The organism is Mesorhizobium sp. B2-1-3 (assembly GCF_006442495.1).
GTDB lineage: Bacteria > Pseudomonadota > Alphaproteobacteria > Rhizobiales > Rhizobiaceae > Mesorhizobium.
The window spans coordinates 1-11,157 of sequence record NZ_VFWL01000035.1 but is presented as its reverse complement, the minus strand read 5'-3'; the positions used below and the strand labels follow the sequence as shown (position 1 = coordinate 11,157).

12 protein-coding genes and 1 riboswitch are annotated in these 11,157 nt (G+C 63.8%); of the genes, 9 read left to right on the top strand and 3 right to left on the bottom strand.

Annotated features, from left to right (window positions below; genetic code table 11):
* Nucleotides 1–1,012: autotransporter outer membrane beta-barrel domain-containing protein (locus FJ973_RS30660; RefSeq protein WP_140558909.1), on the top strand; the 1,012-nt coding region annotated here is incomplete at its 5' end.
* 110 nt (nucleotides 1,013–1,122) lie between these two features.
* Here the strand turns inward: FJ973_RS30660 and FJ973_RS30655 are convergent.
* Nucleotides 1,123–1,746, bottom strand: coding sequence for a LysE family translocator (locus tag FJ973_RS30655; protein WP_140517779.1), 624 nt, complete (start codon nucleotides 1,744–1,746; stop codon nucleotides 1,123–1,125).
* A gap of 388 nt (nucleotides 1,747–2,134) precedes the next feature.
* Here FJ973_RS30655 and FJ973_RS30650 point away from each other — a divergent pair, with 388 nt between their 5' ends.
* The 6 genes from FJ973_RS30650 (at nucleotide 2,135) to FJ973_RS30625 (ending at nucleotide 7,501) form a co-directional block, all read left to right on the top strand.
* Nucleotides 2,135–2,902, top strand: coding sequence for a L,D-transpeptidase (locus FJ973_RS30650; protein ID WP_140517780.1), 768 nt, complete (start codon nucleotides 2,135–2,137; stop codon nucleotides 2,900–2,902).
* Nucleotides 2,903–3,012: 110 nt separating this feature from the next.
* Nucleotides 3,013–4,179, top strand: a complete 1,167-nt coding sequence (locus tag FJ973_RS30645) for a diphosphate--fructose-6-phosphate 1-phosphotransferase (protein ID WP_140558908.1) — start codon at nucleotides 3,013–3,015, stop codon at nucleotides 4,177–4,179.
* Between the two features lie 88 nt (nucleotides 4,180–4,267).
* Entirely contained in the window at nucleotides 4,268–4,987 is a 720-nt protein-coding gene (locus FJ973_RS30640; protein WP_140501235.1) for an MBL fold metallo-hydrolase, read from the top strand.
* 197 nt (nucleotides 4,988–5,184) lie between these two features.
* Nucleotides 5,185–6,729, top strand: a complete 1,545-nt coding sequence (locus tag FJ973_RS30635) for a DegQ family serine endoprotease (RefSeq protein ID WP_140558907.1) — start codon at nucleotides 5,185–5,187, stop codon at nucleotides 6,727–6,729.
* A gap of 143 nt (nucleotides 6,730–6,872) precedes the next feature.
* On the top strand, nucleotides 6,873–7,106 hold the full coding sequence (locus tag FJ973_RS30630; RefSeq protein WP_140517783.1) for an AbrB/MazE/SpoVT family DNA-binding domain-containing protein: 234 nt from the start codon (nucleotides 6,873–6,875) through the stop codon (nucleotides 7,104–7,106).
* Nucleotides 7,103–7,501, top strand: a complete 399-nt coding sequence (locus tag FJ973_RS30625) for a type II toxin-antitoxin system VapC family toxin (RefSeq protein WP_140558906.1) — start codon at nucleotides 7,103–7,105, stop codon at nucleotides 7,499–7,501. Before FJ973_RS30630 ends, FJ973_RS30625 begins: the two co-directional genes overlap by 4 nt.
* 93 nt (nucleotides 7,502–7,594) lie before the next feature.
* On the opposite strand, the gene FJ973_RS30620 is transcribed toward FJ973_RS30625, so the two are convergent.
* Nucleotides 7,595–8,695, bottom strand: a complete 1,101-nt coding sequence (locus FJ973_RS30620; RefSeq protein ID WP_140501228.1) for a hybrid-cluster NAD(P)-dependent oxidoreductase — start codon at nucleotides 8,693–8,695, stop codon at nucleotides 7,595–7,597.
* 19 nt (nucleotides 8,696–8,714) lie between these two features.
* The gene (locus tag FJ973_RS30615) at nucleotides 8,715–9,962 is read right to left on the bottom strand and encodes an aromatic ring-hydroxylating dioxygenase subunit alpha (RefSeq protein ID WP_140558910.1); all 1,248 of its coding nucleotides are present in this window, start codon (nucleotides 9,960–9,962) and stop codon (nucleotides 8,715–8,717) included.
* Nucleotides 9,963–10,092: 130 nt separating this feature from the next.
* Nucleotides 10,093–10,295: riboswitch (cobalamin riboswitch) on the bottom strand.
* Nucleotides 10,296–10,774: 479 nt separating this feature from the next.
* On the opposite strand from FJ973_RS30615, the gene FJ973_RS30610 reads away from it, so the two are divergent.
* Together FJ973_RS30610 and FJ973_RS30605 are read left to right on the top strand one after the other, a co-directional pair.
* Nucleotides 10,775–10,972: a DUF680 domain-containing protein gene (locus FJ973_RS30610; protein ID WP_140501224.1), complete on the top strand. Its 198-nt coding sequence runs from the start codon at nucleotides 10,775–10,777 to the stop codon at nucleotides 10,970–10,972.
* Between the two features lie 69 nt (nucleotides 10,973–11,041).
* Nucleotides 11,042–11,157: DUF680 domain-containing protein (locus tag FJ973_RS30605; protein ID WP_140517786.1), on the top strand; the 116-nt coding region annotated here is incomplete at its 3' end.

Sequence of the window (11,157 nt, the reverse complement as noted above, 5' to 3'; positions counted from 1 at the left end):
GCCCCCGCCCGTCCCGACTGCGGTGCCCGATCTTCCGACGCCCGCGGCAGGGGAGGAGATCCTGCTCTACCGTGTCGAGGTCCCGGTCTATTCGGCGGTTCCGCCGGTGGCCGAGCATCTGGCGATGACGACACTTGGTACTTTCCATGAACGGCGAGGCGAACAGAGCCTGTTGTCAAACACCGAACTCTCTCCGGTCTGGGGCCGTATCTTCGGCCAGGACGCGAAGATGGGCTGGTCGGGAACGGTTTCGCCGTCGTTCGACGGCACCTTGTTCGGGTTCCAGGGCGGCTTCGACGTGTTTGGCCAGGAAACCGCTTCAGGTGGCGTCGATCGTGCCGGCCTGTTCATCGCCTATGCCACCATGAACGGCGATGTGCGCGGCCAGGCGCTGGGGCAGAACGATCTGGGCGTCGGCGACATCGATCTCGGCGGCACCAGCGTCGGCGGCTACTGGACCCGTATCGGTCCCGGGGGCTGGTACCTGGACGGGGTCGTCATGGCCACTTTTTTCAGCGGCGATGCGACCTCGACCCGCGACATCGGCATCGATGTCAAGGGAACCGGCGTCACCGCTTCGCTGGAAGGGGGCTACCCGATCGCGCTGGCGCAAGGCTGGACGCTCGAACCGCAGGCGCAACTGATTTGGCAGCATCTATCGCTCGACGATGCCGAGGATCACTTCGCGTCGGTTTCCTTCGATCTCGACGACAACGTCACCGGACGCCTCGGCCTGCGCCTGCAGGGCGAGACGACATTGAACGGCACCGTGCTGCAACCTTACCTCAAGGCCAATCTCTGGCACGGTTCCGGTGGCACGGATCACGTCAACTTCGACACCACCGACATCTCGACCGAAAGCCGCTCGACCTCGTTCGAATTCGGCGGCGGCGTGACCGCCAAGGTGACGGACAAGGTCAGCCTCTTCGCCACCGGCGACTACACCACCAATCTCGGCGGTGACAAGCGGCGCATCCTTGAGGGCAATCTCGGCGTCAGCATCAAGTGGTGAGACGGCGAAGCTGGCGCTGTTTTCGTGCGTAAAGTCGACGCCGCCCCTCATCCGCCGGCAGGCAGGTGAGGGGCAGCGCTAACGCTGTGCGTTGAGCGAATCCCCCTTGTTCAATTCCCTGAACGCATCGCCACTGTGGCGATGCCGGCGCCAACCAGCAGCGTGCCGCCGGTGCGGTTGAAGACGCGGATCGCCCTGGGGTTGCGCACAAGGTTGCGCGCTCGCGACGCGATCAGCGCGTAGCCGAAGGCATTGGCGAAGGCGAGCGCCAGGAAGGTCGTCTCGAAGATCAGCATCTGCGTCCAGAAATCGGCGTGCCGGTCGAGGAACTGCGGCAGGAAGGCGACGAAGAAGGTGATGCTTTTCGGGTTGAGCGCGGTGACCAGCCAGGCATGCCCCATCATCCTGGCGGAGGACACGGCATCGGTGCGCGGCTCGGCCTTGAGCGCGCCGCCGGCCCGGAACAGTTTTACGCCGAGATAGACCAGATAGGCAGCGCCGATCAGCTTCAGGATCGTGAAGACGGTGGCCGAAGCTGCCAGCAGGGCGCCGATGCCCAGCATGGACAAGGTCATCGCCGTGAAGTCGCCCAGCGCCACGCCGACGGCCATCGGCAGTGCGGTGCGCCATCCCTGGCCGAGGGCATAGGACACGACCAGAAGGATGGTCGGTCCCGGAATGACTAGGAGGATGGTCGACGCGGCAGCGAAGGCGGCCCAGTTTTCGAAGGACATGCTCGTCTCCTTTGAGCTCAAAGAAGAGGATAAATCCTTCGGTCCAGGAGAATGTAAAGCGGTTTGTTTCTACCCCCCCAACGGCAGTTCGGCGTCAGTCGAGCCGCCCGACAGGTTCACGATCTCGGCGAGAAGCTCGAGGTTGATCTTTCAGGTCTTGCACATGGGGGCCCCCGCTTTTGACACGCTGGCGCCGGGACTATGACCCGCCCGAGGTGATTTCGTGCAGGGCACGCTGGTTGGCGATACCGGAGAGGGCGCAATGGCGCCCAGCCTGTTCGCAAATGCAGGCAGCGCAAGGCCTTCACGCTTTATCAACCATGAATGATGAAAATGCTCGTCATCCGGCCGGACCGTGCTTCCCGCCGACAGCGTAGGGTTTGGGTACATGCGTGAGTTGCCGCAAGGTCTGAGGCCGCCGCGAAACGGCGACGCAATCGAAACCGATAGTCTTGTCTCCCGCCGCGCCGTTTTATCCGGGGCAGGGGCGTTGGCCTTGCTTGGCGCCGCCGGCTGCTCGACTTCGGGCGGCGGCCTGCCGGCGCTTGAGCTCGACGACACGGTCACCGGCTCTGTGCGGCCGATCCGGCCGAGCATCAGCGTCGACAAGAACGTCACCAGCCCCGACCTGATGTACGCGTCCCTGAGCGACGGCGGCTTCAACGTGCCCGAGGTGCCCTACCTCAAGATCAAGCCGGAATTCCGCCGCCAGATCGTCGTCGACCAGACGGGCGAAGCGCCCGGCACCATCGTCGTTCATCTCAATGAGCGCATGCTCTACCTCGTCCAGCCGGGGGGCGACGCCATCCGCTACGGGGTCGGCATCGGCAAGGACGGCTTCCGCTGGTCCGGCCGCGCCAACATCCAGTACGGACGGGAATGGCCGACCTGGACCCCGCCGCCGGAAATGATCGCCCGCAAGCCGGAATTGGTAAAATGGCAGGGCGGCCAGCCCGGCGGCCTCACCAACCCGCTCGGGGCGCGCGCTCTCTACATCTATCAGGACGGCAAGGACACCGGCTACCGCATCCATGGCTCGCCCGAATGGTGGAGCATCGGCCAGGCCATGTCGTCGGGCTGTGTGCGCCTGATCAACCAGGACATCATCGACCTCTACAGCCGCGTTTCCAAGAAGAACCCGGTCGTCGTCGTCTAGCTCAAGCCTCACCTCGCGGCCGCTGGCGCGGCCGGTCGTTTCTGCCGTTGCGCGATGGCCAAAGACAGGCGAAGGTGCCTGAAATCCAATCGCCCGGGAGAATTTCACCGATGGCCGGAACTTTCGTCATCGCGCAGGGCGGCGGCCCGACGGCCGTCATCAACCAGACCGTGGTCGGGGCGACGCTGGAGATCCGCAAGCGGCATCCCGGCGCCAAGGTCCTGGGCTCCATCCACGGCGTGCGCGGTATCCGCGACGGCAATTATATCGACCTCTCCGCCGTCCCGGAAGACCGCCTGCGGCTGATCGCCGGAACGCCGAGCGCGGCCCTTGGCTCGACGCGCGACAAACCGGATGCAGCCTATTGCGAGGTCGTCCTCGACGGCCTGAAGAAGGCCGGCGCGGATGCCTTCATCTACATCGGCGGCAATGACACGTCGGGCACGCAGCAGATCCTGACCGATGCCGCCGGGGGCAAGATCGCGTTCGTGCATGCGCCCAAAACCATCGACAATGATCTCGAGGAGAACGACCACACGCCGGGTTTCATCTCGGCGGCCGAGTTCGTCGCCGGCGCTTTCCTGTCCGTCGATCTCGATTTCCGCGCTCTGCCCGGCATCTATGTCGGCATCGTCATGGGCCGGCACGCCGGCTTCCTCACGGCCGCGGCCGCGGCTTGGCAGCTCGATCCCGACAGTGGTCCGCATCTCGTCTACGTGCCGGAGCGGCCGTTCTCGGCCACAGCCTTCATCGAGGACGTGCGCGCCACGCTCGACCGCCACAAGCGCTGCATCGTCGCCGTTTCGGAAGGGGTGAGCACCGCCGACGGCAAGGCGCTGGTTGAAAGCCTGGTCCCGCCCGAGAAGCTGGAGCGCGACCAGCATGGCAATGTCAAGCTATCGGGCAGCGACCTGCCGGCGGCACTCGAGCGGGCGCTCGCCGAAGGGCTGCCGGGCAAGCGCGCCCGCGTCGATGCGCTGGGCTACATGCCGCGCGGCTATGTCGGCGCCATCAGCGCCGTCGACGCGCAGGAGGCGTTCGACGCGGGAGCGTTCGCGGTCACCGTGGCCGAACAGGGCGGCGGCTCCGTGGCGCTGCAATATGACGGCACCAAAACCGTGCTGAAGAAGGTGCCGCTGAAGAACGTGGCCGGCAAGACCCGTCACATGCCCGAGAACTTCATGAAGCCGGACGCCAACCATCTGTCCGACGCCGGCATGGCTTACCTGAAGCGGCTGGTGCCGGAAAAATACAAGGTCGGAAAGCCCTTCGTCTGATGTCGGGACCATACTTGATTCCAGGATCACACCTGATGCGAGGCTCACACCTGATGCCGGGCTCACGCTTGATGCCGGGCCGCTTCTGATGGAGAACTGGTTCAGCAGGAGCATCGTCGACGAGAAGACGACGATGCTGACCGAGCCGTTCGTGCATGACTATGTGCGCGCCAACATCTGGCATCTCACCGGCCGCGACGCCGACCTTTTGGTCGATACCGGCATGGGCATCTGCCCGCTGGCGCCGGAGATCGAAACCCGGGCCGGCAAACCGCTCATCGTCGTCGCCACCCACATCCATCTCGATCATGTCGGCTCGCTGCATGAATTCGCGCTGCGCGCGGGACCCAGGGTGAGTGCCGCGCAGTTCGAGAACATGGATGAGGCGGCGACCTACGCCTACATGTTCCACGACCTCGACGGCGCCGTCTCGCGACTGCCGGCACCGGGCTGGAAGGCTGCGGATTACAAGATCCCGCCAGCGCCGCTGACGCGCACCCTCGACGAGGGTGATGTCGTCGATCTCGGCGACCGCCGCTTCCGCGTGCTGCATCTGCCCGGGCATTCGCCGGATTCGATCGCGCTGTTCGACGAAGCAGACGGCCTGTTCTTCAGCGGCGACGCCATCTATGACGACCGGCTGATCGACGACCTGCCAGACTCCGACAAGTCGGCCTATTGCCTCACCATGCGGCGTCTGCTCGACCTGCCGATCCGCATCGGCCATGGCGGTCACGGCCCGAGCTTCGACGGCGAGCGCATGCGCGAGATCGCCTCGGCCTATCTCAGCCGAGCGGCTGGTCCATAAGCCGGCTCTAAAATTAAATCTTCGTAAGGTCGCCCGAAAACCCTAAATCGGGCCAATCCGCGCCCTAGATGCTGGTTTGTCGATCCGGCCGGCTGCCATGCGCGGCGAGACAGGCAATCCGGCTGTCGACAGCCGACGGGTGTTTTCCCCCGAACCATCCGCGGCCCAGGTTCAACTCTCGCCCGGACAGAACGACCATGTCACCCATAAGCATTCTTCGTAGACATCGCGTCGCGGCCCTGCTGGGCGCTGCGCTGATCATCTCTCCCATCGTGGCCTCCTTCGCCGAAAGCCCGAACGAGGTCCACAACGCCGTCGGTACGACACAGACCCCCGTAGCCGGCGTAGCGGCCCCGAACGGCTCCTTTGCCCCCATCGTGGCAGCCGACAAGCCGGCCGTGGTGACGGTTACGACCGTCATGAAGGGGCAACCGGACGCCATGAGCGATGCCTCGCCCCTGGACGGCGGCGGCTCGCCTTTCGACGATTATTTCCGCCAGTTCTTCGGCGACCAGGGCATGCCCGGGCCGAAAGCGCCGCCGCAGCAGTCGCAGCGCGCCGAAGCGCTCGGATCCGGCTTTATCGTCGGCGCCGACGGCACCATCGTCACCAACAACCATGTCATCGACGGCGCGAGCTCGATCAAGGTGACGCTTGACGACGGTTCAGAGCTTCCCGCCAAGCTGGTCGGCCGCGACGCCAAGAACGACCTTGCGGTGATCAAGATCAAGGCCGACAAGCCCCTGCCGACGGTAAAATGGGGAGATTCTGATAAGTTGATGCCGGGCGATCAAGTGCTGGCCTTCGGCAATCCGTTCGGCATCGGCACCACGGTCACCTCAGGTATCGTCTCGGCGCGCGGCCGCGATCTCCACAGCGGGCCGTTCGACGATTTCATCCAGATCGATGCGCCGATCAACCACGGCAACTCTGGCGGTCCGCTGGTCGATGTGAGCGGCAACGTCGTGGGCATCAACACCGCGATCTATTCGCCGAATGGCGGCAGCGTCGGCGTTGGCTTCGCCATTCCGTCCGACCAGGCGCAAAAGGTGGTCGCCAAGCTGATGAAGGGCGGCGAAATCGAATACGGCTATCTTGGCGTCCAGATCCAGCCGGTGACCCCGGACGTTGCCAGTGCCATAGGTCTCGATCACCCCGGCGGCGCATTGGTCTCCTCGGTCACCGAGGGCTCGCCGGCGGCCGCGGCCGGCATCCAGACGGGGGACCTCATCACCGGCTTCGCCGGCCAGGAGATAAAGGACCCCAAGGACCTGTCGCGTGCCGTCGCCGATGTCTCGCCCGGCAAGAAGGAAACGCTCGACGTCTGGCGCAATGGCAAAACCATGCAGCTTTCCGTCGACGTCGGCCGCAATGGCGACGATGCGCAGACCGCGTCGGTATCTGGTGATTCCGGCGCGCCGGGAAACGGGCAGGGCGCCCGCCTGCCGGCGATCGGGCTCGGCCTGATGGACATCACGCCCGATATTCGCCAGCAGATGAACCTCCCCGACAACCAGCGTGGCGCGGTGGTCGCCGCGGTCAATCCCAACAAGGCGGCGGCGGCTTCCGGCGTCCAGCCCGGCGACATCATTATCGCCGTCAACCAGATGCCGGTGAAGAGCGCCAGGCAGGCCACGCAGGCGATCGCGCAGGCCGGCAAGTCAGGCCGCAAATCGGTGCTGCTGCTGGTGGAACGAGGCGATGCCCAGATCTATGTCGCCGTGCCCTTCGCCAATGGCTGAGACATCGCGTTGACATGAATGCAGGGATGGCGGGCTTGTCGGTCGACGAGCCCGCCTCCCGGCCGGGGATTGACGCTTCAGGCCTTGAAATTCGAACCGCAAGGTAATACCTTCGGGAGACATGGTATTACCGAGGAACGAAGATGGCGACGACCGTTACAGCGAAGGGACAAGTGACCATCCCCAAACCGGTTCGCGATCTCCTGGAGATCGTCCCGGGAAGCAAGGTCGATTTCCGGCGCGCTGCCGATGGCAGCGTGGTGCTGACCCGTGCTGACAAAAAGCAGCCGGCGAGCCGCTTCGCCAAGTTGCGAGGTCATGCCGGCGAGGGGCTCACGACGGACGCGATCATGGCGCTGACGCGTTCCGAACGGTGACGCTCGTCGACACCAACGTTCTGCTCGACGTTGTTACGGACGATCCGAGCTGGGCGGATTGGTCGGTCGCCCATCTCGAGGCAGCGAGCCTCGATGGGCCGTTGTTGATCAATGATGCGGTCTATGCCGAGCTTGCCGTCCGCTACGCACGCATCGAGGATCTGGAGGCGTTTGTCGAGGCGGCCGGTCTAGAAATGGTTCCGATGCCAAGAGCAGCCCTCTTCCTTGCCGGAAAAGCATTTACACAATATCGCAGATCGGGAGGATCCAAGACCGGCGTGTTGCCTGACTTTTTCATCGGCGCCCACGCAGCCGTCGGACGCCTTCCGCTGCTGACGCGTGATGTCGGCCGCTACCGGACTTATTTCCCTTCTGTGACGCTGATCACTCCCTGAATGGCCGTCGGATTTCGCTCCAAAGCGTGTCGCATCGAAATGGGCTCATGCGACGCGCTTTAAGCGGCGTTGCAGACCGCCGAGCGCCGTCGGTCACGCCTCGATATCAAGCGCCGAAAGCGGCTTGGAGCAGCAGGCGAGAATGAAGCCGTCCTCGATCTCGTGATCGAGGATGCCGCCATTGTGGCTCATCTCGACCTCGCCCGAGAGCTTCTTGACCTTGCAGGTTCCGCACAGGCCGAATTCGCACGCGGCGGGGATTCTGACTCCCGAGGCGCGCGCCGTCTGCAGCACCGTCTGGCCGGCGACGCATGCGGCATCGACGTCCGAAATCGAGAACCGGATCGGCGTCGCGGCTTCGACAGGAATGGCTGCGCCGTCTCCGGTCGGCGAGGCGAACGGCGCCGGGATTTCCTCCACCAGCGGCGCTGCAAAGCTCTCCTGATGGTATCTCGCCATGTCGAAGCCGGCGGCTTCGAGCATGCCGCGCACGGCACGCATGAAGGGGTCGGGGCCGCAGCAGAAGATTTCGCGCTCTCGGAAATCGGGCGCCAAAAGCGGCAGCCGGATGGCGTCGATGCGGCCCATATGGCCGAACCAGCCTTCCCGGCTCGACCGCTCCTCGATCATGAAACCGAGCGACAGGCCGGGCATGCGGCTGCCGAGCAATTCCAGCTCCTTGCGGAAGATGATCTCTTCGGGGCGGCGGGCGCAGTTGACGAAGCCGACATCGGTCCATGGCGCGCAGTCATTCAGCCAGCGCAGCATCGACATCATCGGCGTCACGCCGGAGCCGGCCGAGATGAACAGATATTTGGCCGCCGGGTGGCTGTGCAGCGAAAAGTCTCCGGCCGGCCCATACGCCTTGACGTGCGAACCAGGCCTCAAATGGTCGAACATCCAGCGTGTGCCGGTGCTGCCGGCCTGCGCCTTCACCGTCACCGCGATCGAGAATGGCCGTGAAGGCGAAGACGACAGCGTGTAGGTGCGCATCAGCAACCCATCCGCTGTCGGCAGTTCCAGCGTCACGAACTGGCCCGGCTTGTAGCGGAACCAGGTCTGGTTGTCGGAGCGGAAGGTGAAGGTCTTTACATCAGGCGCCTCGTCGCTCACGCCGATCACTTCCAGCACCTGGAGCCTGTCGTTCCAGGGCGCCATCTGATCGAGATGGCGATAGAGGCCGAGATCCGTCATCGCATTCATCCCTTACCTCTCAAGCAACGCTGCGCAGGGCCGGCCGGCCGTCTTCGGCGAGGCGCGGACCGATGAAACGCGCGTACCAGTCGACGAACTGGATGACGCCGCCTTCGTGCAGTTCGGAATAGGGGCCGGGTTCATAGGCCGGCGACAGGATGCCGAAGGCGTTTTCCTCGACGATGCGACGATCCTGGCCGTTGGTCTCGGTCCAGACATGGGTGAGTTCGGCAAGGTCGTAGTCGACGCCCTCGACCGCGTCCCTGTGAACCAGCCATTTGGTCGTCACCGCGGTCTCGGTGGCGCTGATCGGCAGCACGCGGAACGTGACGGCGTGGTCGCCAAGGATGTGGTTCCAGGTCGTCGGATAGTGATAGAGCAGCAAGGAGCCGATGCGGTCGGTGGCAACGCCGTCGGACAGGTTCTTCTTGACCGCGCGTTTTCCCGTCATCGTATAACTGACGGCATCGCGCAGCAGCGGCGCGCGGGTGGCACGGTACTGTCCGGCCGGGTCGATGCGGAACCTGCTCGGCAGGCCGGCCGCCTCGCACTTGGCCCAGTGCGACAGCATCTCCGGGTCGCTGTCGGCGTCTTGCACGCCAGTCACGGTCGGCGCCTCCGGGAAGGTCTTGCAGAGCTCCGGATGGTTGCCGGCGCAATGATAGCATTCGCGGTTGTTTTCCCAGACCAGCTTCCAATTGCCCTTCTCGACGATGGTGCTCTCGAAGGCGACCTTTGCTTCGCGCAGCCGATGCGGCAGCAAATAGGGTTCGATCATCGTCCGCATCGGCGCGAAATCCGCCGGCTCGTCGGCGAGGCAAATGAAGATGTAGCCGCCGACGCTTTCGCAGGCGACCGGCTTCAGGCCGAACTGGCTCTTGTCGAAACCCTCGGCCATCTGCCTGGCGAACAGCAGCCTGCCGTCCAGTTCATAGGTCCACTGATGGTAGGGGCAGACGAGCTTCGCCGCCGTGCCCTTGTCTGTGTTGCAGACGCGGCTGCCGCGATGGCGGCAAGAATTGTGGAAGGCGTTGATGTTGCCCTTCTGGTCACGCACCAGCACCACAGGATAGTCGCCGATCTGCACGGTGATGAAGCTGCCGGGCCGGGGCAGTTCGCAATCATGGCCGATGAACAGCCAGTCGCGGTACCAGATCAGCTCCATGTCGAGCTTGAAGTAGTCGGGATCGGTATAGAAGGGCTGCTCGAGCGAGAAGCCGTCCCTGCGGTCTTGCAGCCGTTTCAGCATGTCGTTGCGCGCATCCATGTCCTGTCCTCGCATTGAAGTCCTGTCCTCGCATCGAAGGACTGAACGGAGGGGAGAGAGGAAGGATCAAGCCGCGCGCCGGCTTGCGCCGGACATGCACCATCCGCCTCTTGACCGCCCGCCGCGATCAGTCGAGTCCAACATCTCGGGCTGGTTTCCGGGCTCTGGAGCTGTCCTTGCGGACTGTCGCGACACCTTCCCAGGCCTTTGCCCAGTGGTCTCCCGTTGCGACCTGAACTCCACCACCGTTGCGGGGGCAGCGCCGGATTCTGACCGGCTTCCCAATTCTCCGCCTCGTCGTCACGCGGCGGCACCTGAGATGGCAGGATCTAACCATGATCGCCGACTTGTCGTCGGCATGAAAACGACATCGCATCCATGCCGCGCGACACGCATTGGAAACGGCGCGGCCGCCGTTGCAGGGCAGAAAGCCTCAGGTCGCCGCCTCGGATTCCGTCTCGTGGCGGAGGCAAAAAAGGTTAACGGTTTCGAAAAGTGACTGTTAGCGCCCTCTAAAATCGAACCGAACGGTTCGTTTCTGTTGACGATGCGTGCAGGACGGTGTGAACACTGGGCCTTCGACACAGTTGGTGATCGCGCGACGCGTTTGCATAACCAACTGATAGTAAACAGAAAAAAACGAATGTTGAAGGCTCTGGCACAATTTCAAGTGGTGGAAACTTGGTCCACACGGAAAAACTTCGTGATTGGAAATGGCGGTATGGCTTTCCCACATCGGGGCTGTCCGAACGACGCGATTTCCTCCCAAGACACGCCGCTAGACGGACGGAAAAATACTGGAGTATCAAAAAATGAAAAAGATCATTCTCACTGCCGCCGCCCTTCTGGCTGTTTCCGGCAGCGCCTTCGCTAGTAGCGACCATTATGGTTCGAATGCCCCTGCGGCCACCGCCGTCGACAGCTCGTACACCGCTTCGACCAAGAAGTCGGAACCGGCTGCCCAGACGCCTGTCCAGGGTGCCGATCGCAACCTCTTCGGCAACAACTAACAGCCGATCTCCAGTTGACGGCGGGCCTTCCGCCGTCCTGGCGAAATTTGAGAATTCAGGAGACTTGAAATGAAGAAGATCGCTCTTGCTGCCGCCGCCGTCCTGGCCGTGTCGGGCAGCGCTTTCGCCGGCAGCGACAACTATGGCTCCAATGGCGCCAACCAGCCCGCGGCCACTTCGACGGA